This is a genomic window from Brevibacterium sp. HMSC22B09 (genome assembly GCF_001806795.1).
Lineage (GTDB): Bacteria > Actinomycetota > Actinomycetes > Actinomycetales > Brevibacteriaceae > Brevibacterium > Brevibacterium ravenspurgense.
Map to the genome: position 1 here is coordinate 163183 of NZ_KV786025.1, position 21706 is coordinate 184888.

The 21706-nt window shown below is 63.5% G+C and carries 18 protein-coding genes; 6 read left to right on the forward strand and 12 right to left on the reverse strand.

Translation table 11 applies throughout. The features are described 5' to 3' along the window. Nucleotides 1–56: 56 nt before the first annotated feature. Together HMPREF3087_RS08605 and HMPREF3087_RS08610 are read right to left on the reverse strand one after the other, a co-directional pair. The gene (locus tag HMPREF3087_RS08605; RefSeq protein ID WP_070428805.1) at nt 57–2171 is read right to left on the reverse strand and encodes a thioredoxin domain-containing protein; all 2115 of its coding nucleotides are present in this window, start codon (nt 2169–2171) and stop codon (nt 57–59) included. A 10-nt stretch (nt 2172–2181) separates the two neighbouring features. Next, nucleotides 2182–3528 carry a M18 family aminopeptidase gene (locus HMPREF3087_RS08610; RefSeq protein ID WP_256173082.1) on the reverse strand — a complete coding sequence of 449 codons (1347 nt, stop codon included), beginning with the start codon at nt 3526–3528 and terminating at the stop codon, nt 2182–2184. 136 nt (nt 3529–3664) lie between these two features. Here HMPREF3087_RS08610 and HMPREF3087_RS08615 point away from each other — a divergent pair, with 136 nt between their 5' ends. Then, nucleotides 3665–4849 carry an MFS transporter gene (locus HMPREF3087_RS08615; RefSeq protein ID WP_141738916.1) on the forward strand — a complete coding sequence of 395 codons (1185 nt, stop codon included), beginning with the start codon at nt 3665–3667 and terminating at the stop codon, nt 4847–4849. Between the two features lie 75 nt (nt 4850–4924). Next, nucleotides 4925–6331 (forward strand): DUF1684 domain-containing protein, encoded by a 1407-nt coding sequence (locus HMPREF3087_RS08620; protein ID WP_070428807.1) that lies wholly within the window; start codon nt 4925–4927, stop codon nt 6329–6331. Between the two features lie 175 nt (nt 6332–6506). Here the strand turns inward: HMPREF3087_RS08620 and HMPREF3087_RS08625 are convergent, their stop codons facing one another. From HMPREF3087_RS08625 to HMPREF3087_RS08635, 3 genes are all read right to left on the reverse strand, one after another. Next, nucleotides 6507–7100 (reverse strand): PepSY domain-containing protein, encoded by a 594-nt coding sequence (locus tag HMPREF3087_RS08625; protein WP_070428808.1) that lies wholly within the window; start codon nt 7098–7100, stop codon nt 6507–6509. Nucleotides 7101–7183: 83 nt separating this feature from the next. Continuing rightward, complete coding sequence (locus HMPREF3087_RS08630; RefSeq protein ID WP_070428809.1) at nt 7184–7792, reverse strand: PepSY domain-containing protein; 609 nt, start codon at nt 7790–7792, stop codon at nt 7184–7186. A 54-nt stretch (nt 7793–7846) separates the two neighbouring features. Then, the gene (locus HMPREF3087_RS08635; protein ID WP_070428810.1) at nt 7847–9805 is read right to left on the reverse strand and encodes a M13 family metallopeptidase; all 1959 of its coding nucleotides are present in this window, start codon (nt 9803–9805) and stop codon (nt 7847–7849) included. Between the two features lie 79 nt (nt 9806–9884). On the opposite strand from HMPREF3087_RS08635, the gene HMPREF3087_RS08640 reads away from it, so the two are divergent. Together HMPREF3087_RS08640 and HMPREF3087_RS08645 are read left to right on the forward strand one after the other, a co-directional pair. Next, on the forward strand, nt 9885–10397 hold the full coding sequence (locus HMPREF3087_RS08640) for a low molecular weight protein-tyrosine-phosphatase (protein ID WP_070428811.1): 513 nt from the start codon (nt 9885–9887) through the stop codon (nt 10395–10397). 40 nt (nt 10398–10437) lie between these two features. Continuing rightward, complete coding sequence (locus HMPREF3087_RS08645) at nt 10438–11037, forward strand: copper resistance CopC family protein (protein ID WP_070428812.1); 600 nt, start codon at nt 10438–10440, stop codon at nt 11035–11037. Here HMPREF3087_RS08645 and HMPREF3087_RS08650 read toward each other — a convergent pair. Further along, nucleotides 11021–12133, reverse strand: a complete 1113-nt coding sequence (locus HMPREF3087_RS08650) for a glycerate kinase (RefSeq protein WP_070428813.1) — start codon at nt 12131–12133, stop codon at nt 11021–11023. The genes HMPREF3087_RS08645 and HMPREF3087_RS08650 overlap by 17 nt on opposite strands. Before the next feature lie 125 nt (nt 12134–12258). Here HMPREF3087_RS08650 and HMPREF3087_RS08655 point away from each other — a divergent pair, with 125 nt between their 5' ends. Continuing rightward, nucleotides 12259–12609 carry a TM2 domain-containing protein gene (locus HMPREF3087_RS08655; RefSeq protein WP_019174341.1) on the forward strand — a complete coding sequence of 117 codons (351 nt, stop codon included), beginning with the start codon at nt 12259–12261 and terminating at the stop codon, nt 12607–12609. Between the two features lie 115 nt (nt 12610–12724). Here the strand turns inward: HMPREF3087_RS08655 and bioB are convergent, their stop codons facing one another. Next, nucleotides 12725–13921, reverse strand: coding sequence for a biotin synthase BioB (gene bioB, locus HMPREF3087_RS08660; RefSeq protein ID WP_070428814.1), 1197 nt, complete (start codon nt 13919–13921; stop codon nt 12725–12727). A gap of 295 nt (nt 13922–14216) precedes the next feature. Between bioB and HMPREF3087_RS08665 the strand changes: the two genes are divergently transcribed. After that, nucleotides 14217–15755, forward strand: a complete 1539-nt coding sequence (locus HMPREF3087_RS08665) for an MFS transporter (RefSeq protein ID WP_083272113.1) — start codon at nt 14217–14219, stop codon at nt 15753–15755. Between the two features lie 590 nt (nt 15756–16345). On the opposite strand, the gene HMPREF3087_RS08670 is transcribed toward HMPREF3087_RS08665, so the two are convergent. From HMPREF3087_RS08670 to HMPREF3087_RS10760, 5 genes are all read right to left on the reverse strand, one after another. Next, nucleotides 16346–17554, reverse strand: coding sequence for an MFS transporter (locus HMPREF3087_RS08670; RefSeq protein WP_070428815.1), 1209 nt, complete (start codon nt 17552–17554; stop codon nt 16346–16348). Between the two features lie 149 nt (nt 17555–17703). Then, a complete protein-coding gene (gene pgm, locus HMPREF3087_RS08675) occupies nt 17704–19359 on the reverse strand; it encodes a phosphoglucomutase (alpha-D-glucose-1,6-bisphosphate-dependent) (RefSeq protein WP_070428816.1) in 1656 nt (551 codons plus the stop codon). Nucleotides 19360–19705: 346 nt separating this feature from the next. Then, nucleotides 19706–20035 carry a rhodanese-like domain-containing protein gene (locus tag HMPREF3087_RS08680; protein WP_070428890.1) on the reverse strand — a complete coding sequence of 110 codons (330 nt, stop codon included), beginning with the start codon at nt 20033–20035 and terminating at the stop codon, nt 19706–19708. 2 nt (nt 20036–20037) lie between these two features. Then, nucleotides 20038–21543 carry an acetyl-CoA hydrolase/transferase family protein gene (locus tag HMPREF3087_RS08685; protein WP_070428817.1) on the reverse strand — a complete coding sequence of 502 codons (1506 nt, stop codon included), beginning with the start codon at nt 21541–21543 and terminating at the stop codon, nt 20038–20040. A 29-nt stretch (nt 21544–21572) separates the two neighbouring features. Beyond that, nucleotides 21573–21698 (reverse strand): hypothetical protein, encoded by a 126-nt coding sequence (locus HMPREF3087_RS10760; protein ID WP_256173083.1) that lies wholly within the window; start codon nt 21696–21698, stop codon nt 21573–21575. Nucleotides 21699–21706: the final 8 nt, after the last annotated feature.

Below are 21706 nucleotides of genomic sequence, written 5' to 3' on the forward strand. Positions count from 1 at the left end.
GCGGGCGGGGCAGGCCATCTGCCTCGCCCGCTCTTCTATGACGAGGCGCTCGTTTTCTATGACGAGGTGCCGTCCAGCAACCGTCGCACCTGCTGCGGATCCGCTGTGGACAGGCTGCACTCGTAACCACGGCACACGGTTGCCGTGCCGGTCTGCGGCTGGCCAGCCGCACTTCCGGGGGCCTGCCTGCTGAGCACGGTCGTCACTGGGTGGCGGGCGCCGATGCTCAGCAGGTGGGGGTCGTCGCTTTCAACCCGTACGGCGTTGAGCAGTCCTTCTGCCGTCACCTGCAGCCAGCCGGCCGCCCGCGGTGCGCGGTACATGATGTCCGATGCCGCAAGCACCAACCGCTGTGCCGTCAGCAGCCACTGCGGACCGTCAGCTGTTTCATCCAGCAGACCCAAGCACAGAGCCGCGTGGGCGGCAGCTGCCACACCCGACGGCTCGGTGTCATCAAATGCGCTCATCCCGACTGTGGTCAGCAGGGGATCGTGTTCGTAGTCCCGTACGGTGCCTTCGAGGAAGCGCTCGCTGAGCTCGGTGAGAAGCTCCTGAGCCACGCTGGTTTTGCCCAGTTCCGCCGCGGCTCCCGCCAGCTGTGCCCAGTCCGCAAGCCCCGCCGCACCTGGACCGGGCTCACCCTGAAAGGCAGAGCGGGCCAAACCGGTGTCCGTGCGCAAAGCTGCGGCAGCGGCAAATGCTTCTTCAGCGGCGCTAAGCCATTCGGGCTCGACAAAAACAGCTGAAGCAAATGCAAAAGCCGATGCCGTCATAGCGGTGTGCGCCGTGATGAGCTTGTCATCACGCAAAGGGGCGAAGCGGTCTTCGCGCGCTCGCAGCAGGCGTTCGCGGGCAGTCAGCGCTGTCTCTGTCAGCCATGGTTCCGACTGGCTGTCATCGCTGTTCTGGCCAGCCTCAACATTCTCAGCCCACTGTTCAATTCCCGGAGCGTGGAGCACAAAGCCCAGCTCTTCCGACAGAACAGGTGCGTAGGGAGATCCGGTGAGCTCCACCTCGTGATCTTCCAGATAGTAGGCGCCCTCGGCCGGCTGCCCGTGCGCATCGAGAGAATCGGCGTCAAGCGCAGTGGCAAAGCCGCCGGAATCCAGGCGCATGTCCCGCAGCAGGAATTCGGCGGTGTCATAGGCCTCGCGGCGGGCTAGCCGAGCCCAGCGGGAACCGGGCTCCAGCGACTCTTCCAGCCCAAACCACGCGGAGGTCGCCCGCAGGTAGAGAGCGTTGTCGTACAGCATCTTCTCGAAGTGCGGCACCGACCAGTGCGGGTCGACGCAGTAGCGGAAAATCCCGCCGGCAACGTGGTCGCGCAGACCGCGTGAAGCCATCGATAAGAACGTGCGGCGGATGAACGTCAGCCGTTCCGGACCACGGTGGTGGCTCTTGATGAGAGCCATGAGCGACATGAGCGGCGGGAACTTCTGTGCGGAACCGAAACCCCCGTTTGTGGCATCGGCTTCGTCCATGAGCGCCCAGTGCTGGGCGCCCAGAATGTCGGGGGAGACCGCGTCGGCGAAAGAGCGGTCGAGGTGCCGCTGGTCGGTCTGCGCGGCTGAGTCAGCAGGGCAGGCCTGCCCCGGTGCCCCGGTCTGTGCAGCTTGCGCTTGAGTCTGCGCGGATTCTGGGCCAGCCGCCAGCTGTTCAAGAGTTGAGCGCATCTTCGCCGTGATGTCCGCAACCTGCTCCCGCCGCTCCTGCCACGTGTTGGCAACAGCCTGCAGGACCATGGAAAACGACGGCTGACCCATGCGCGGCTGCGGTGGGAAATAGGTGCCCAGGAAGAACGGCACCCCGTCGGCATCGGCAAACGCCGTCAGCGGCCAGCCGCCATGACCGCGCATGGCCTGCAGCGCGTTCATGTACTGCTCGTCGACGGCGGGGAGTTCCTCGCGATCGACCTTGACCGCAACGAAGTGTTCGTTGATCTGCGCCGCGATTGCGGGGTCACTGAAGGACTCCCGCGCCATGACGTGACACCAGTGACAGGTGGAGTAGCCGATCGACACCATGACCGGCACATCGCGCCGTTTGGCCTCTGCAAAAGCCTCCGGGCCCCACGGGTACCAATCGACCGGCTGGTCGGCGTGGGCACGCAGGTACGGCGAGGTCGCCCCCGCCAAACGGCTGGTGTGTCCGGCGCTTCCGGCCTCAGTCATCCGCCAGCCCTCATCCCAGGTGCGCTGCGGCGACCTTGACGAGGGCTTCGACATCCTCAACCGCCGCCATTTCCCTAGCAGAGTGCATGGACAGAAGCGGGATTCCCGCGTCAACGACCGTCATGCCCAGGCGGGTGGCCGTCAGCGGGCCGATGGTCGAACCGCACGGCATGGCGTTGTTCGATACGAACGGCTGGTACTGCACACCGGCCTCGTCGCACAGGCGGGCCCATTCGGCGGTCCCCACAGCATCCGTTGCATAGCGCTGTACGGCGTTGAGTTTCAGCAGCAGCCCTTCACCGAGGGTCGGCCGCACCTGTGGGTCGTGGCGCTCTGGATAGTTCGGGTGGACGGCGTGGCCGGCGTCAGCGGAGATGCAGATGGAGCCCGCTATAGCCTTCAGGTGTGCTTCCCTGTCAGCTCCCACGCTGATGGACACTCGCTCCAAAATGTCTGCGAGCATTGGGCCCGATGCGCCCGTGCGGGTTTCTGAGCCGACCTCTTCGTGGTCGTTGGAAATGAAGACCGACACGGCTGTCAGGTTCTTCGTGTCGAGTTCTTCCATTGCCCGCAGGCCGGCGAACGTGGAGGACAGGTTGTCCATGCGGGAGCACGCCAGCAGCTCCTGGGCTGCTCCGAACAGGGCGGCTTCCTGCACGGGTGCGGTGATGACATCGTGGCCGACTACCTGATCAGCGGAAACACCGGCGGATTCGGCCAGCAGCGCGAGGACGTCGCCGCCGCACACCTCAAGGCCGACAACCGGCACGGTGTGCTGCTGGCGGTCGAGTTTGAGTCCGTCGTTGACCTGCCGGTCCAGGTGAATGGCCAGCTGGGGGATGCGGGCAATGCCCGGCGTGCGGGCAAGCACGGTCGTGCCGTCGCGCAGCGCCAGTCTGCCGGCAAAGCACAGTTCGCGGTCAAGCCACGAATTGAGCAGCACACCGCCGTACACTTCAACGCCCACCTGGGTGAAACCGGCGGCGGTGTGTGTCCCTCCCGGCTTGAGCTTGAAGCCCGGCGAATCCGTGTGCGCACCGAAAACCCGGTAGCGCAGAGCATCAGCGGAAACATCAGCCGGCAGGGCAAATGCGGCCACGGCGCCTTCGCGCACCAGAACGTAGCGGCCGCCGGGGACCAGGTTCCACGTCTGCGCTTCATCAAGCAGCTCGTAACCTGCAGCCTGCAGCCGGCGGGAGGCTTCGTCGGCTGCGTGGTAGGACGACGGCGATGCCGCGGCATACTCGCCGAGTTCCAGCGCGGTCTTCCGCGCTGGGGTCAATGACGCTTGGGTCAACTGGGCGGCGGCCTGCGCCGAGGAATTCTGCGCGGCTGTCTTTTCAGCGGCGGTGGACATGCGCTCCTCCTGAGCTTGTCGTCACAGCGCTGGACTCAGAGCCGCCTGTTAGCCTTGCACGGTGTTCTCTGGTCTAGCGCGGCTGGTGGGCTGGGGTTTCTTCCCCCTGGCGATACTGGCAAAACTACCGTATGCCATGTCGGTTGTAGCCGTCATGACATCTGTCGTGGGCGTACGCGGTTCCTACACGCAGGCCGGTGTGGCCTCTGCTCTCGTGGGCCTGGCCACCGCGTTTTCCGGCCCGTTCTTCGGTTGGTTTGCCGACCGCTTCGGCCAGCGGGGGCTGCTTCTGTGCCTCGCGGTGACAAACGGGGCTTCGCTGTGGGGCCTGGGCTGGGCGCTGCGGGCTGACGCCCCCACATGGGTCCTCTACGCCGCTGCCTTCGCAATCGGCGCCACTAGCCCGCAGGCGGCGTCCATGGTCCGCTCCCGCTGGCTTGAGGCCATCCGCGGCTCCTATTCCGGCACCCAAGCCGAGAAGGCCACCTCGGTCGTTCTGCCCTATGAATCGTTCACCGACGAGGCTGTTTTTGTCGCCGGACCGATCATCGTGGGCGCCATTGCGGTGGCCTTCGGAATTGTTGTGCCGCTTGATGTTGCAGCGTTGACCACTCTCATCGGGATCAGCGGCTTTGCGCTGCACCCGTCTTCGCGCTTTGTGCGCGGCCACGTTCGGAACCTGATGGAGCAGTCCACAGCTGACGAGGCGGAGAAATCTCCCGCTGTTGCTCCGGCTTCCGAGATCTTCCGGCTGTCTGTTCTGCTGCCGCCGGCCGGTATGGCCTGCATCGGCATGTTCTTCGGTTCGACGCTTGCCAGCCTCACCAGCTTCCTGGAGCAGTTCGACAAGGCGGCTGCCGCGGGCATGTACTACGCCGTCATGGGTGTGGGATCGGCGCTGTGTGCTTTTGCCGTTGTGCTTCTGCCTCGTGGCTTCACCTTCGCGGCCCGCTGGATGGTGTTTGCCGCGGTGGCATTCACAGGAACCCTCCTGTTTACGGTGCTGCCGGTGTTCCCCGCGGTTCTCGTGGGCCTGGTTCTGTGCGGTGTGGGCATCGGCCCGACGCTCGTGACACTGTTCTCGATTGCCGCGGAGGTCGCCCCTGTGGGCCGTGTGACAACCGTGATGGCCATGATGACCACGGGCGTTGTTGTCGGCCAGGCGCTCATCAGCGCGATCGTCGGCTCTCTCATCGACGCCTACGGCACTTCGGCGGGCTTCCTTGTAACCTCGAGTGCCTGCGCTTCGCTCTTTGCGCTCAGCTGCCTCAATATGTACCGTCGTCGGATTGATGTTTCGGCGGCTTCGCTTCGGGCGTAGAACCCTGTTCTCGTGCAGCCATCGACGCTATTGTTGATCCTGGTCCGTGCAGAACTGCTCAACAGAAGGTGATCAGTGGAACAGTACAGAGCAGATTGGGAGGAGTGGCACGACTCCCGAATCGCCGGTCTGGCGACCCCGAACGGGTGGCTCTCGCTCACGGGCCTCATCTGGTTGGCCGAAGGTGATGAGCGAACAATCCGTGAGATTCCCGGGACGTTCACCCGCAGCAGCGAATGGCTGCACTTCGACCCCGAACCGGGCAGCTCGGCAGGTCCTACGGCCTCAGCTCTTGACGTCATGGAAGACGACATCACCTTCCCGCGGGCCGAGCGCGTGCAGGTCGTGCGCAGCGTCGACACCGGCCGGCTGTCCGTCTGGCTGCCGCAGGGCGCTTCGCTCATGTGGCTGACCGACGGGCCCGTTGTCATCGAAGCCCTCAACCGCGACGGCTACATGGGTCTGCGGATCCGCGATTCCCGTTCGAAGCTGCTGAGCAACTTCATCGACATACCCGCCTTTGAACTCGATCGGAGCTTCGCAGCTCAGGGCCAGTTCACCCCGTACGCCCAACCGGAGCTTCGGCGGATCGACACGGCGGCTCCCGGCCTGCAGATCAACACCTATGTTGTGGGCACCGTCGAATTCGATCTGCACGGAACCACGCACACACTGCTGGCCACGGGACACCCCGAAACCGGTCTCCACCTGGACTTCTACGACGGCACCAACGGCGGCACCACCTCGCAGTGGCGTCGCCTGTCGATCGGCACCCCCGACTCATCGGGACGTGTCATCGTCGACTTCAACCGCGCCGTCAACTACCCCATGGCCTTCACCCCGTTCGCCACGTGCCCCGCACCCGTACCCGAGAACCGGATCAGCGAACCGATCACGGCCGGCGAACAGGCACCTCGGCAGACCCTGAGCGAAAACGGTCTGCGCACCCCGATCGTCATCGTTGAGACCAGCGGCGACCTCTTCTTCGGCCGCACGCTCGACCAGCTGGCCGAAGGCGGAATCCACTGCGATTTCGTGCGCTTGCACGAAGGCGAACAGCTGCCGAGCCTCATCGGCTATCAGGGCGTCATCATCTTCGGCTTTGCCGACGGTGACGACGAACAGCGGTGGACGGTCTCACGCGACGATGTCATCGGGTTCCTCGATGACGCCATGAGCTCGCACATTCCAACCATTGCCGTCGGTGATGCCTGCCGACTGCTGGAGGTGGCCGCCGGAGCGCAGATTGACGGGGGAGATCTCCCTGTTCCGCAGTCGCTCGTGTCGGAAGTCGATTCGGTGGAAGTCAGCCTCAGCGACGACGTTGCCGACGACGCGCTGTTCCGCAACATGGTCACCAGCCCCAACGCCCCACTGGGCCGGCTGCGCGCCAGCACGGAAGGCGAAGACGAATCGCTCATCCGCTCGTGGAACGACCTGGTCAACCGCTTCATCCGCATGCTCCACACCGAACGCAGCTGAACGGGCCCGGTCCAGTAAACAGCCGAGGTGCCGTCCAGGTCCCAGCCGGGCGGCACCTCGTGCGTTTGTTATTCGAGCGTTCTGCTGATCAGGGCAGATATTGAGGCAAAAACTGGATTCTCCTCCGCGTATGCCCTAGACGGCAGAGCGGCTTTTAGCCAGCTGTTCGGGAGCGTCAGTCGTCTTCCGGTTCGTCGACGATGGAGCCGTCGATGGCCGAAACATAGACGTCGACCGAATCAGTCTTGCCCTCGGGGTAGATCTCAACACTCCAGGTGGGCTGTCCGTCGGTGTCCAGGTCAGCCTCATCAATGGTGCCGGCCTGCTCGTCGATGGCCTTCTTCAGAGCGTCTTTCAGCGAAGTCTTCGCCTTCTTCAGGGCGTCGACGTCTTCCCTTTCAGCCTCGTCGTCGTCTTTTTTCTTCTTGACGATTTCGGTGCCTTCGGCATTGATCTCAACTTCGTGTTCTTCCGAGCCCTTGAGAACAGTCAGTTCCCAGGTCTTTTCGTCGTCGAAGTCGATCTCAATCGCCTTGCCGTCGATTTCCTTTTCCGCCAGGTCGATCGCAGCCTGAGCGGCTTCCAGGCTGCCGCCCTTTTCATTCTGGGATTCGCCGGAGGCGGCAGCGGATTCGCTGCTTGAACCCTCAGCCTGCGTGGTCGGCTGGGCATCTTCGATCTGCGGTTCTTCTTCAGAGTTTCCACAGCCGGCCAAAGCGAGAGCGCCGGCAGCAGCGGATGCGGCAAGGAAGGTTGAAAGCTTCGTCATGAGGAATGCACTGTCCTTTCGTTGTGTGCGTGCACTAAGTCAGTGCCGTCAGTGTGGGGGTCAACCCGCGTACGGCTGACCCGTCAGAGGACGTCGCCGGAGCGGTGGTGGATGTAGATGTCCTTCGGCTTGTCAGCGCCGTCCTGTTTGATGCTGACCTTCCAGCTGAGTTGGCCGTCCTTTGTGTCCGGGCCGACTTCAACGACTTCGCCGCGTGTGTTGCGGGTTGCCGACTGGATGGCCTGGTCGACTGTCTGACGCATGAGCGAATACTGGTTCGTGGCACCTGACGGCGGGTTTTCGGCCTTGTCCTTGGCCGTCACTTCCGCACCGTCAGCGCTGACGTGAACCGGTGTGTTCTTCCCGCCGTCGTAGACGGTCACCAGCCAGCCGTCGTCTTCCTTTTTCAGGCCGACGGCCTGGCCGCTGTCGCTCACTTCTGCAACAGCGGTTTGAACAGCGGTGCGTGCCGCTTCGGATGACTTGTTGGAGTCCTGCCCGCCGCCGACCGTGGCGATGCCGCCGGCCGGCTCTTCAGAGGCAGAAGGTTCTTCCTGGGTTGCGGGTGCTTCGCTCGGCGCATCCTCCTTGACGGCGCAGCCGCTGAGAGCGAGTGCGAGCGAGCCGCCGATGACGGCGGCAGTGCGGAACGAGGGCAGGCGAACCGAGGACAGCAGGGGGTTCTTCTTCATAGTCTTCACGTTAAAAGCGGGTCCTTAGAGTTTCTTCAGTGCTGGTGAAGCACATCACCAGATGGTGACGCGCTCTTCCGGGGCCAAGTACATGCCGTCGCCGGGCTTGGTGCCGAAGGTTTCGGCAAACGCGTCCATGTTCTTGACCACCTGGTTGCAGCGGAACTCTTCGGGCGAATGGGGGTCAATGGCCAGGCGGCGCTTGCGCTCTTCTTCGCGGAACTTGGAGCGCCACGCAGCGGCCCACTGGCAGAAGAACGCTTCGCGGTCAGCTTGGCTCAGCGGTTGTCCGCTGTTCTCCGCGGCCAGCTGCAGGGCCTTCCAGCTGATTCCCAAACCGCCGAGGTCGCCGATGTTCTCGCCGATCGTCAGTTCGCCGTTGACGGTGCTGCCGTCCGTAACTTCCCACGGCGACAGCGCGGAGTACTGGTCGATGAGTTTGCGGGTGCGCTCTTCAAAGCCCGCCCGGTCTTCGTCAGTCCACCAGTTGACGAGGTTTCCGTCCCCGTCGTAGCGGGACCCCTGGTCGTCGAAGCCGTGGCCGATTTCGTGGCCGATGACAGCCCCAATCGCACCGTAGTTCGCGGCATCGGAAGCCTCAGCGTCGAACATGGGCGGCTGCAGGATGGCTGCGGGGAACACGATTTCGTTGAGCACGGGGTGGAAGTAGGCGTTGACCGTCTGCGGGGTCATGAACCATTCGGTGCGGTCAACAGGGCCGCCGATGCGCTCCAGCTGCCTTCGGTGTTCTGCCTGCGCGGACCGGCGGATGTTGCCTACCAGGTCATCGGCGGCCACTGTGAAGCTGTACTTTCGCCACACATCGGGGTAGCCGACCTTGACGGAGAACTTCGACAGCTTCTCCAGGGCGCGGGTCTTCGTGATTTCGGTCATCCAGTCGAGGTCCCTGATGGAGTTTTCGTAGGCCTTCAGCAGGTTGTCGACGAGTTCCGTGATGGCCTGCTTTGAGGCCGGTGGGAAGTGCTTCTGCACGTAGAGTTTGCCCACCAGTTCGCCCAGGTGGCCTTCAACGGTGCTGATCCCGCGCTTCCACCTTTCGCGCAGTTCGGGAGTGCCGGACAGGGTCCGGCCGAAGAAGCCGAAGTCCTCTTCGACGATGTCGGAACTCAGGTAGCCCGCGTAGCGGCTGAGAACACCGAACAGCAGCCACGCCTTGAGGGTGGGAAGCTCGGTGCTGTTCCACAGCCCGGCTGCTCCGGTGACGAAGTCGGGTTCGCGCACGATGAACTGCTCGGGTTCGGGCTGAATGCCGAGGGCTTCAAGCCACGAGTCGAGGTCGAACCCGGCAGCGAGCTCGCGCAGCTGTTCGGGCGTGGTCGGGTTGTAGGTGGCTTCGGCATCGCGCGTGCGGACATTGTCCCAGTGGTGCTTGGCCACAGCGGTTTCGAAGTCGAAGACGGTGCGGGCGAAATCAGCGTCTGACAGGCCTGAGTATTCACTCAGCCCGCCCAGGCGGGACATCGCCTCGAGGTGGGCGAGGAAGGCTTCGCGGATCGGCGCGGATTCTTCCGTCCGGTAGTAGGACTCGTCCGGCAGGCTGAGGCCGGACTGTTCGAAGTACAGTGCGTAACGGTCGGAGTTCTTGGCGTCTGCGGACACGAAACCGGCCAGCAGACCGCCCACACCCTCCTGCTCCAGCCGGCCCATGACGGCGGCGAGCTCGTCCTTGCTGCCGGCGTCGGCAATCGCCTGGAACTGCTCGCGCAGTGGGCTGACACCCAGCTGTTCGATTGTGTCGACGTCCATGAATGATGCGTAGAGGTCCGCCGGCATCTGGGTGTCCGGGTCGGCATCCGAATCGGCCTGCTGCAGGTCGGTGATGATGGTGCGGACGTTCTCTTCGGCCGCGTCGAACAGTCCGCGCATGGCTCCGTCGCCGGCGCGGTCGTCGGGAATCACGTGGCCGTCCAGCCACGCGCCGTTGACGCGGCGGAACAGGTCGTCCCGGAAAGTTGCGGAAGGGTCTCCGTAGGGCAGTTCAGCTGAAGTCATGGCATCCACGCTACCCGGGCGGGGCCGGTATCGCTGACAGGCTCTGCCGGGTGAAAGGCGATGTGCCATCGTAGTGACTATGAAGCCCTTCCGCATTGCCTTTGTGTGCACCGGCAACATCTGCCGCTCCGCTATGGCCGAAATGATGCTCAAACATGAACTGGCCGGCCAGGGCCGGACCGATATTGAGGTCGAATCATTCGGCATCAGCGACGAAGAGGTCGGCAATCCCATCGACTATCGGGCGCGTGCTGAACTGGAGAAGAACGAGGTGCCTGTCACCGAGCACAGTCCCCGCCAGCTGCGGGCAGAGCACCTGGCTGATATCGATCTGGCAATCGCCATGACGTCGCGTCACGTAGCGGGCATCCGCCGTTTGGAGAAGCAGGCAGGTGGACATGTGCCGACGGTGCGCATGCTCCACCAGTTTGACGAGGGTGCGAATCCGAATGAAGACCCTGAAGCAGCGGCGGTCGCCGATGTCGCTGATCCCTGGTACGGAACAGCTGACGATTTCATAACGACTTACCGAGAGCTCGCTGACGCACAGCCGGGGATCATCACCGCGGTGGACGCCATAAGGGACAATTGAGGGCACGAACCTCGCCCGCACACCGACTGGAGAAGTACTGATGACTACCCGTTCTTCGCTTTCCCGGCTTCTTGCAGCCGTACTTTTCGCCTGTTTGGCTTTGGCGTTCGGTTCGGTGCCCGCACAGGCGCATGACCAGCTCATCGGCTCGAATCCCAAGCAGGGCGCCAAACTGGATAAACAGCCCGAGTGGATCGAACTGAACTATTCGGGTGAAATCCAGGACATCGGCACGGAAATCCGCGTCGAGCGAGACGGTGAAGACTACTCCGCTGGCGAAATCACAGTGGAGGGCCGCACCGTCAAGTCGGCTCTGCCGGACGATCTCAAGCCCGGCGACTACACGATTGCCTGGAGGGTTGTCAGCCAGGACGGACACCCCATTTCCGGCACGGTTGAATTCACCATCCTTGACTCCGCCGGAAGCGGTGGCGAAGTCGAGGATACTGGCGATGACGAAGCCGCAGACAAGGCCGAAGGCGACCAGCAGTCAAACGCCTCGGATCAGGAAAAGGCCAGCGAGGAAGGCTCCGGAGTTTCCCCGGTCGTGCTGATTCTGCTGGCAGTTGCCGGCCTCGGTGCCCTCGCCGCGGTCATCATGATGTTCACCCGCAAGAAGAACATCACCGAAGACAACTGAGGACTGCCGCAGCCAGATCATCCGCAACGGCTGTGAGCACGGGCCCCGGATCGGACATCGCCTGTTCGACCGGGGCCTTGTCTGTCAGCTGAAACAGCCCTGCCAGGCCTTCTCTCGGTACCTCCGGATCAGCTGAACCGCAGACCACAAAAACCGGAAGGTCGGCCCTGTGGGCGCGCTCAATGACGACCGCGGGGCCTTTTCCGCTGAGTGTCTGCACATCAAAGCGCCCTTCGCCGGTGATGACGACATCAGCCTCGGCCAGCGCCTTATCGAAGCCCGTGAGGTCCAGGACAAGATCGGCTCCGGACTCCATGTGCGCGCCGAGTACGAGCGCTGCGAAGCCCATGCCGCCGGCAGCCCCGGCACCGGCCAGTCCGGCAGTGTCCTGAGCTTTGAGCAGCCGGGCGAATTCGGCCAGCTGAGCATCGAGTTCTTCGACAGTCTGTTCGTCCGCACCTTTCTGCGGCCCGAACACGGCGGCGGCACCCCGCTCTCCGGTGAGCGGATTGTCGACATCGCACGCCACCGTGAGCTCAATGCCGTCCAGAAGCTGCAGCGGGCCCGACATATCAACTTCAGCCGCACGCGCCAGCGCTCCACGCGGATCGTCAACCCGCTGGCCGTGAGCGTCAAAGACCACAGCACCGAGCCCCATGAGCATCCCGATCCCACCGTCGGTGGTGGCAGAACCGCCCAGGCCCAGCACGATCGAGCGTGCCCCGGCTTTGACTGCGTGGGCAATGAGCTCGCCGGTGCCCACGCTCGTGGCAGCCCGTGCGCTGGCCGGATCGACGGAGCCTCCCTGCCTCTGCAGCAATGCTAGGCCGCTCGCTTCGGCCATTTCGATGATCGCCTGCTCGCACCGCAGTGCCCACCGGGCAGTCACGGTGCCGCCCAGCGGCCCGGTGACCGGCGCCTCGTGAAGTGAGAAGCCGGCGGCGCGTGCCGCCTCGAGCGTGCCATCGCCCCCGTCTGCAAGAGGAGTGGCATCGACCCTGATGCCGGCCCCCTCGAGGGCGGGGCGCAGGTGGTCCGTCACCTGGGCTGCGGTGAGGGTGCCCTTGAACTTATCGACAGCGATGAGAGCGCGCATGGCATCAGCATGGCACAGAAATCCGGTACGAGGCGCCGTCTGCCACAGCGCGAGACTTCCAGCACGGCGGACTGTCTGGTGGGGGAATTTTGGTGCGGCGAGCCGTATGCGCTTACTGTTGACGTGTGACTACCAATACGCACACATCACAGAAAAGCTTTCTCGTTACCTGGTTGCTGGCCTGGTTCCTCGGAACCCTGGGCATCGACCGCTTCTACCTTGGCAAGATCGGCACCGGCGTGCTCAAGCTCATCACACTGGGCGGCTTCGGCATCTGGGCGATCATCGACCTCATCATCTACCTGGTCGGTGCAGGCCGCGATAAGAGCGGCCAGCCGCTGGAGGGCTACGAACAGCACAAGAAGCTGGCATGGATTGTGACCATTGTCCTGTTTGTGCTGGGCATCGGATTCGGTGGCTGCAGCGTGACCAATCTCGGTGACCTGCAGTCGGACGCCATGGCGCTCGGCCTCTGATCTTAAAGCTCTAGAGCACAGAAGAACCCCGGTTTGCGCCGGGGTTCTTCTGTTGTCTGCGGCTTGGCGCGAGGTGAGTCGCGCCAACACGGTAGGGGCTGGGGGTGAGTGTCGCTTAGGCGTTCGGCGCCAGCACCGTTCCTGCTCCGCGCCGGCGGATGGTGGGCACGGTGACGCTGCCGTCACCTGCCGAGGCGCCTGCCGGGGGTGCGCTCTTGCCGCACGGCAGGGTTGCCGGGGCTTCGGCTGCGGGGGCGTCGTCTGTATTACCGCCCATGGCCTCAGCGTGTGCCTTGCGGTGGGCACGCAGCCTGTCGCGCAGGGCTCGGGCGTCGTCCTGGCCGACGATTTCGAAGCCTCCGTCGACGATCATGTCGAGGTCGTCTTCAGCCGCCTGCCCTTCTGAGGTGAGGTAGTCGCCCAGGAACAGCGAGTTGACCACGTGCAGGGCCATCGGCTGCAGCGTCTTGAGGTGCATTTCGCGCCCGCCGGCCATGCGCAGCTCCTTGTCGGGGCACATGAGCCGCACGGCGCACAGAATCCGCAGGCACTGGGTGGGCGTGAGGTAGTTGACGCCTTCCAGCGGTGTCCCCTCGAAGGGGATGAGGAAGTTGACCGGGATGGAGTCCGAACCGAGTTCGCGCAGCGATTCGACGGCTTCGACAATCTGCTCGTCGGTTTCTTTCATGCCGACAATCAGGCCGGAGCACGGCGACATGCCGGCTTCGTGCGCGCGGCTGACGGTTTCGGCGCGTTCGTCCCACGTGTGTGTTGAGCAGATGTCTTCGTAGTGCGACTTCGCGGTGTTGAGGTTGTGGTTGTAGGCGTCAACTCCGGCATCGCGCAGACGCTCAGCCTGGCCGTTTTTGAGGATGCCCAGACAAGCGCAGATCTCAACGTCGGGATTGTTGGCCTTGATGTCCTCCGTCATGCCGGCGACCCGCTCAACATCGCGGTTCGACGGTCCTCGACCGGATGCCACGAGGCACACGCGCGATGCTCCGCCGGCCAGTCCGAACTCTGCCTGGCGGCGGGCCTCATCGCCCTTGAGCCACGAGTACTTGAGGATTTCAGTGTCCGAGCCCAGGCGCTGGGAACAGTAGCCGCAGTCTTCGGGGCACAGACCTGATTTGAGGTTGACCAGGTAGTTGACCTTGATCTTCATGCCGAAGTGGTGGCGGCGCACACGGCCGGCGGCGGCAACGAGGTCAAGCAGCTGGGAGTCGTCAGAGCTGAGAATGCTCAGCGCTTCGTCAGCGGACGCTGGGGTGCCCGCGACGGCGCGATCGGCGATTTCACTGAAATTGAACACCGTTCAACTATTGAACAGTGTTCAGTTTCTGTCAAACGCGACGCGGGTCACATTCGACGGCAGTGGGTGCGGGTGCTGCTCAGGCTGCAGTCTCGGCCGTTCCGTGAGTGCCGTGGCTCTATGACGTCCCGCGACAGGTCTATGACGCCGAAACGGCCCTGTGTGACGCCGGGCGACAAACGTGTGACAAACCGCGTCGCCGTGTTGCAAACGGTGCCGCACGCGGTCTCTGTGTGTCTTTAGCGTCGTCTTCGAATCGCCGCGCAGCAGCGGCTCAGACCACAGAGGAGACCTCATGACGACAACAGCGACACCCGCCGGCGGCGACACAAGCCCGCCCGGCACCTCGGCAACCGGCACCTCGGCGGCTGGCACCTCGGCGGTGGGGAGCGGCGGGAAGCCCACACCGCGGGAGCTGCGCCGCGTACGAGCGGCAAGCTTTGCCGGGACCACCATCGAGTTCTACGACTTCTTCATCTACGGCACAGCGGCGGCACTCGTGTTCCCCACCGTGTTCTTCCCGGCTCTGGGCTCGGGCGCGGCGCTCGTGGCGTCCTTCGCGACCTTCGGCGTGGGCTTCGTGGCCCGGCCGGTGGGGTCGATCTTCTTCGGTCATTTCGGCGACAGGATCGGGCGCAAACAGTCGCTCATCTCGACACTGCTCATCATGGGTGCGGCCACCGTGCTCATGGGCCTCATCCCGCCGGCGGCGCAGATCGGCGTGGCCGCGCCCATCATCCTGGTGACTCTGCGGTTCCTGCAGGGCTTTGCGGTGGGCGGCGAATGGGCCGGTGCCGCGCTGCTGACCGCCGAATATGCGCCGAAGGACAAGCGCGGCCTGTACGGAGCGTTTCCACAGCTGGGCACGCCCGCCGGCATGTTCCTGGCCAACGCCACGTTCCTCGTTTCCGCGCTGGTTGCCGGGGACTCATCCGAGGCGTTTCTGAGCTACGGCTGGCGGATTCCGTTTGTGGCTTCGGCGCTGCTCATTGCCATCGGCCTGTGGGTTCGTCTGAGCATTGCCGAAACCCCCGCGTTCATTCAGGCGCAGGCCGCCGCGGAGGCAGCGCTCAAGCGCGAAGCTGAGGCTGGTGAGGCCGGTGCCGCGGGTGGTGCTGGCGCTGAGGATGCTGATGCTGGCGAAGCTGGCGGCCGTAAGTCGCGTGAGCGTTCGCCGTTCATCGACGTGTTCCGCTTCCAGGCGCGTGAAGTTCTGCTGGCCAGCGGTTGCCTCGTGATGCTGTTTGCCTTCTTCCACACCTCGACGTCGTTCCTCACGTCCTACGCTTCTGACCCCGAGGGCATCGGCCTGCCGCGCACCGTTGTTCTGGCAATCAACATGCTCGCCGCCGTGGTTCTCGGTGTGACGGTTGTGCTCGCCGGATGGCTGTCCGACCGCTTTGGTCGCCGTCGCCTGCTGATCTTCGGCTTTGCCGCCGGCACCGTGTGGGCGCTGTTCATCTTCCCCGTCATTTCCATTGGCACGGGTGCGGCCTTTGCTCTGGCCCAGTGCTTGACGCTGCTGTTCTACGCCTGCGCTTACGGACCGCTGGGTTCGTACCTGCCGGAGCTGTTCAAGCCCCGCTACCGCTACACCGGTGCTGGTTTGGGCTACAACATCGGCGGAATTCTGGGTGGTGGCATCGTGCCGATCCTCGCCAGCGCCATCAGCGCGACATACGGCGGAACGGGAATCGGTCTGCTGCTGAGCGCAACGGGTGTCATTTCGCTGGTCTGCGCGTGGCTGCTGCAGGAAACTCGCGGGCAGGCGCTTGACCACGAAGAACCCGCCGAGGCTTCTTTGGCCAAAGAACCCGTACCCGCCGCGGTGTGAGATCACAGGCTGAGACCACAGTCTGAGGCAAGTGCAGTTCGAGGTGCCGGGCACGATCACGGTCCGGCACCTCGTCCTTCAGCCCCCGCCCAGCATCCTCCGCCTCGTCCTTTACCTCCCACCTGCGCTTTAGCAATGGAAACTCCCGTTAGCAGTGACTGCTAAGGCGCAGATCCCGGCTACGGGGTGTTTTGTTGCGGCTAAGGCGCAGATCCCGGCTATCGGGTGTTTTTGGGGCACGAGGTGCCGGGCGCGCACGGGATGTGCACTCACCGGGATCTGGGGTGGGGTCTGAAGCTGGCTGCGGCCCGAAACTGGGCAAAATTAATCCGCGATGGCCAGACATTTTTCAGCCGGACCACCGCGGTAACCCAATAGTACTCTGAGAGTGAGCGTAAAGAACAGTCACAATGTGTGATTTTGGTCAAGATTTTTCCCAAACGCAGATTTGGGCGTGTCGGGCGGTTCTGTCCCGTGGATTCTTGAGGCGGATGCCCGTCAAGTGAACACGTTTGGCTGACGGTGACGTGCAAGGCTCAAACAGCCATCAGTGAGAACGCTCGTTCGATGACAGTCCTGCCCGAGGTGCGTCAGGTGAGAACGACGCGCTGCGGTTTCGGCGGTTCGAACGTGCGGTTGGCCGCCAGGATGAAAAGAGCTCCCGCTGTCATGGAAACAGCGGTGACCAGATAGCCCTCGTGGGCGCCGTAGTGGTCGATGACGATTCCCGACACGGCAGAACCGACGGCAACACCGAAGCCGATGGCCGTTGAAATCCAGGCAAGGGCTTCCGTCATTCGCTTGGGCGGAGCCAAAGACTGCACAACCGAGCTGCCGGTGATGAGCGTAGGCGACACCGCGAAGCCCACAAGCAGCATAAGCAGGGTCAGCACCACCATGTTCGGGGCGAACACCAGCGGCCACGACAGCAGCGCCAGGGCGCCCGCGGCAGCGGCGTAGCGCACGCGAACCGGCGCCCGGAAATTCACTGCACCGTAGACGATGCCCGCAATGAGCGAGCCGAGGGCGTAGGCGGCCAGTGCGATGCCGGCAGCACTCTTCACCCCGTGCTCTTCTGCGCTGGCGATCGTCGAAACATCGACCGCACCGAAGTTGATCCCGAGGAAGAACTGGCCGATGACGGCAAACAGGATGCCGCGATTGCGCAGCACTTTGCCGCGCATGGCCCGCGGTTCGCGCTTGCTGGTGGGAGGTTCCGTGGCTTTCTGCGGGTAGAGCAGTATTGCACCGATCGTGACGGCGACCATCGAGAGAACAACACCGGACGGCGCCCACAGTGCGGTGGCCAAAGCGGTGACAACGGCCGGTCCGGAAACGAACATGAGCTCATCGGCAACCGCTTCCCACGAAAACGCAGTGTCGAGCTCTTTCTGGTTCCTTGTCACCGCGGCCCACCGAGCACGGACAAGAGCCCCAACGGAGCCGACGGTTGCGCCGGCAACAGCGGCCGAGGCGAACAGCAGTCCCGGCCACAGCCGCAGGTACACCACCAGCAGCAGGCCTGCCAGGCCGATGACGTGGATGATCGTCGCGGGCACCATGACCTTCGCCTGGCCGTGCCGGTCAATCTGCTTGCCCAGAAGCGGGTTCGAAATCGCCTGCGCGGTCATGAAGGTGGCGGCCACAATTCCCGCCTGAGCGTAAGAACCCGTTTCTGCCTGAATGAACAGCACCACGCCCAAGCCCAGAAGGGCAATCGGCAATCGGGCGATAAGACCTGCCGCAGAGAACTTCAAAGCGCCGGGGATGCCGAAGATATCGCGGTAGGCAGAGAACATGGTCTCATCCTAGACCGCGACACAACGGGTCAAACGCCCGCCTCACGGCAACGCCAAATGCCACGTTACGGCGCAGCGAAACTGTTCCTCACGGGGCCGCCAAACGCCGCCTTACGACGCACCCAAACGCCCGCCTAAACAGGCCGTCCTCACTCAGCCAAAACGGAGTCTACGAGTGCCTGCGCTTCGTCGATGACCTGCTGCAGGTGTTCGCTGCCGCGCGCCGATTCAGCGTAGATCTTGTAGATGTCTTCCGTACCCGAGGGGCGCGCGGCAAACCACGCGGATTCGGTTTCGACCTTCAGACCGCCGATCGTCGCTTCGTTGCCGGGAGCGTGAGAGCGCACAGCCGTAATCGGCTCACCGGCCAAAGAGTCAGCCGTGACGCTGTCAGCCGAAATCGACTTGAGCTTCGCCTTCTGTTCGCGGTCGGCAGCAGCTTCCACGCGGCGGTAGGTGAATTCGCCGTGCTTCTGGATGAGCTCAGCGCAGCGCTGCGAAGGCGTCTGCCCCGTCACCGCCAGCATTTCCGCGGCCAGGAGGCTCATGATGATGCCGTCCTTATCAGTACTCCACGGGCGTCCCTGCTTGTCGAGGAACGAAGCACCAGCGGACTCTTCACCGCCGAAGACCAAGCTTGAGTCCAGAAGACCCGGAACAAACCACTTGAAGCCGACAGGCACCTCGTACACGGATCGGCCGTGAGACGTGATGACCGCATCGATCAGTCGTGAGCTGACCAGTGTCTTGCCGACCCCGGCAGTGCTCAGTGCGTCCGCGGCGGTCCAGCCGGGCCGGTGGGTGAGCAGATAGTCGATCGCGGTGGCCAAGTACTGATTGGGATTCATCAGCCCGCCATCCGGGGTGACGATTCCGTGGCGGTCGGCATCGGGGTCGTTGCCCACGGCGATGTCGAAGCTCGAACGCGCTTCGATCAGTCCGGCCATGGCGTACTCGGACGAACAGTCCATGCGGATCTTGCCGTCCCAGTCCAGGTGCATAAACGACCACGTGGGGTCGATCGTGGGGTTGATGACGGTCAGATCGAGGTCGTAGGTGTCGGCAATCGCCGCCCACACGTCGACAGCCGCACCGCCCAGAGGATCAGCGCCGATCCGCAGACCAGCAGACTGGATGGCCTGCATGTCGACAACATCGTCAAGCGCACCGACATAGGCGCCGATGTAGTCGAAATTCTGCGTGTTCTCCAGGTGGAACGCTCGCTGGAACTCGGTGCGCGGAATGTCCTGCCACTGGGGAAGGAGTTCGTTGGCACGGTTCTCAATCCACGCGGTTTCCTCCGCACCGGCCGGACCGCCGTGCGGCGGGTTGTACTTGATGCCGCCGTCAGTCGGCGGGTTGTGGCTGGGGGTCAAGATGATGCCATCGGCCTGCCCGTGGGTGCCGGCGGCTTCACGGTTGTGGCGCAGCACCGCAAAGCTCAGCACGGGAGTGGGCGTGTAGCCGTCACGTTCGTCGATGAACGTGGGAACGTTCGCCGCCGCCAGAACTTCGTTGACCGTGAGGAAAGCCGGTTCGGAAAGCGCGTGCGTGTCGCGGGCCAGGAACAGCGGGCCGGTGATGCCCTGGGCCTGCCGGTATTCCACGATCGCCTGAGTGATGGCCGCGATGTGGGCCTCATTGAACGAACCCGCAGAGCTGGTGCCCCTGTGGCCCGAGGTGCCGAACGACACCCGCTGGGCCGGATCGTCCGGGTTGGGGACGATGTCGTGGTAGTCATCCAGCAGCTGCGGGATGTCGGTGAGGTCGCTTTCAGAAGCGGGAAGTCCAGCGCGGTCATTCATACAGCAGAGTGTGCCGAAGTTATCGGCTCAGTTCCACCGTGGGGCCGGTAAATCTTGAATAGCGGATTCCGGGTGTCCGGAATGAGGCCGAGGTGTCGGCAGTAAAGTTTCGAAAATGGCACCGTGTCGTGCATTATGGGCAATGCTCCGCGGCCATCTTCAGATTGGCCGTGAGCCCCAAAAACTGGCTGTCGGCACGCCGGAAGCATCGCTGACAGCCCTGGTGAGGGCGGCTGTCAACGACGCTTGCCTTGACCAAACAGAGCGGGCCGGAAGGTTTTCCTTCCGGCCCGCTCGCTGTCTCTGAGGGCTTTGCTTTACACGCGGCTTTATTCCACGCGCAGTTTTACTTCACGTACGGCGCGGCATCGCCTTCGGCGACGATCGGCAGTTCAGCTTCGTGGTGCCACTGGTCCATGCCGCCGACGACCATGATGCAGTCGTGACCGGCCATGTTGAGGAACTGAGTGGCGTGTGCCGAGCGGCGTCCGGTGCGGCAGATGACGTACACATCGACGTCGAAGGGCACTTCTTCCTGTCGTTCCTGCAGTTCGTCAAGCGGAACGTTGATGGCGTCCTTGATGTGGCCGGCGGCGAACTCGTCGCGGCCGCGCACGTCGAGGACGATCGCGTCTTCGGGGACTTCGGTGACTGAGCAGGTGGGTTCTTCGAACATGATCACATCTTTCCGCTGTCGCGCAGGTTGATATGCCAGCTGAGGGCTTCTTCCAGAATGTGCGGTGTGTGCTGGCCGCCGGGGTCGGCGGCAATGGCTCGGTCGAGGTAGTCGTTGAGCCTGTCGCGGAAGTCCGGGTGAGCGCAGTTGTCGATGATGCGGCGGGCGCGCTTGATGGGCGACAGTCCGCGTAGGTCTGCGATGCCCTGTTCCGTGACGAGAACGTGGGTGTCGTGCTCCGTGTGGTCGACGTGGCTGGCAAACGGGACGATTGACGAGATCGCGCCGTCCTTGGCCGTTGACGGCGAAACGAAGAAGTTGAGGAACGCGTTGCGCGCGAAGTCGCCCGACCCGCCGATGCCGTTGACGATCTTCGTTCCGGTGATGTGGGTGGAGTTGACGTTGCCGTAGATGTCGGCCTCAACCATGCCGTTGATGCCGATGACCCCCAGACGGCGGACGATTTCGGGGTGGTTCGACATTTCCTGCGGGCGCAGGAGCAGGCGGCCCTTGAAGTTTTCGACGTTGTCGTTGAAGTACTGGGCTTTTTCGCGGGTCAGGGACAGTGCGGTGGCGGACACGGATGTGAACGTGCCCTCTTCCAGGAGGCTCAGCAGGTTGTCCTGCACCACCTCGGTGAAGGACGTGAGGTTGCGGAATTCGGATTCCTGCAGGCCTGCGAGCACCGCGTTGGCGACGTTGCCGATGCCCGACTGCAACGGCAGCAGGTTCTTCGGCAGGCGGTCGTGCTTGACTTCCGAACGGAGGAAGTCGATCAGGTAGTTCGCCATCGCCTCGGACTTTTCGTCAACCGGGTTGAACTTGTTGTCGCGGTCCGGGGAGTTGGTTTTGACGACCGCAACGACCTTCGATTCATCAACCCGCAGGTAGGGGTCGCCGATCCGCTGTGCGGGGTCGAGGATCTGAATGGGATTGCGGTGCGGCGGGATGTGGGTGCCGTAGTAGATGTCGTGGAAGCCCTCGATTTCGTTCGGCAGCCACTCGTTGACTTCCAGGATGACCTTGTCGGCCAGGTCGAGCCAGGTTTTGTTGTTGCCGACGGACGCGCCGGGCACCAGCAGGCCGTTAGGCAGGATGGCCGCGACTTCGACGACGGCGACGTTGAGTTTGCCGTAGAAGCCGAACCACACCTGCTGGGCCAGGTGGCTCAGGTGGGCGTCGAGGTAGTCGACGTCGCCGTTGTTGATGGCTGCCCGCATGTCGGGGTCGGTGTTGAACGGGGTGCGGAAGTGCACGCCTTTGGCTTTGGCGAGTGCGCCGTCGAGTTCATCCGAAGTCGATGCCCCGGTGAACAGTCCGATCGAGAAGTCTTCCCCCGCATCGTGTGCTGCTTCTATGCGGTTTGCCAGTGCCGTGGGTACGGCCTTCGGGTATCCGCTTCCGGTGAAGCCGGACATTCCGACGTTGTCGCCGGGGTTGATGAAACGAGCAGCGTCCTCAGCGGACATGACCTTGTCCGCGAGAACAGTATTCACAATGCGAGCCATAGCCTCATTGTTCCAAATTGCGCAACAGCTCACACCGCCGGGTCGGCGGCTGCCGTGCCGCCGGTTGGTTCTTCATTGTCATTTCCCGAGGTGCCGCTCGCCTTGCCGGCCTCGATCGCCTTGCGCAGGTCCTCAAGTGCCGCATAGAACTCCACGCTTGACT

What these genes read in the sequence shown, in the direction of transcription:
- HMPREF3087_RS08605 (WP_070428805.1), bottom strand. Translation starts at nt 2,171, where the DNA reads ATGACTGAGGCCGGAAGCGCCGGACACACCAGCCGTTTGGCGGGGGCG.
- HMPREF3087_RS08610 (WP_256173082.1), bottom strand. Translation starts at nt 3,528, where the DNA reads ATGTCCACCGCCGCTGAAAAGACAGCCGCGCAGAATTCCTCGGCGCAG.
- HMPREF3087_RS08615 (WP_141738916.1), top strand. Translation starts at nt 3,665, where the DNA reads ATGTCGGTTGTAGCCGTCATGACATCTGTCGTGGGCGTACGCGGTTCC.
- HMPREF3087_RS08625 (WP_070428808.1), bottom strand. Translation starts at nt 7,100, where the DNA reads ATGACGAAGCTTTCAACCTTCCTTGCCGCATCCGCTGCTGCCGGCGCT.
- HMPREF3087_RS08630 (WP_070428809.1), bottom strand. Translation starts at nt 7,792, where the DNA reads ATGAAGAAGAACCCCCTGCTGTCCTCGGTTCGCCTGCCCTCGTTCCGC.
- HMPREF3087_RS08635 (WP_070428810.1), bottom strand. Translation starts at nt 9,805, where the DNA reads ATGACTTCAGCTGAACTGCCCTACGGAGACCCTTCCGCAACTTTCCGG.
- HMPREF3087_RS08640 (WP_070428811.1), top strand. Translation starts at nt 9,885, where the DNA reads ATGAAGCCCTTCCGCATTGCCTTTGTGTGCACCGGCAACATCTGCCGC.
- HMPREF3087_RS08645 (WP_070428812.1), top strand. Translation starts at nt 10,438, where the DNA reads ATGACTACCCGTTCTTCGCTTTCCCGGCTTCTTGCAGCCGTACTTTTC.
- HMPREF3087_RS08650 (WP_070428813.1), bottom strand. Translation starts at nt 12,133, where the DNA reads ATGCGCGCTCTCATCGCTGTCGATAAGTTCAAGGGCACCCTCACCGCA.
- HMPREF3087_RS08665 (WP_083272113.1), top strand. Translation starts at nt 14,217, where the DNA reads ATGACGACAACAGCGACACCCGCCGGCGGCGACACAAGCCCGCCCGGC.
- HMPREF3087_RS08670 (WP_070428815.1), bottom strand. Translation starts at nt 17,554, where the DNA reads ATGTTCTCTGCCTACCGCGATATCTTCGGCATCCCCGGCGCTTTGAAG.
- pgm (WP_070428816.1), bottom strand. Translation starts at nt 19,359, where the DNA reads ATGAATGACCGCGCTGGACTTCCCGCTTCTGAAAGCGACCTCACCGAC.
- HMPREF3087_RS08680 (WP_070428890.1), bottom strand. Translation starts at nt 20,035, where the DNA reads ATGTTCGAAGAACCCACCTGCTCAGTCACCGAAGTCCCCGAAGACGCG.
- HMPREF3087_RS08685 (WP_070428817.1), bottom strand. Translation starts at nt 21,543, where the DNA reads ATGGCTCGCATTGTGAATACTGTTCTCGCGGACAAGGTCATGTCCGCT.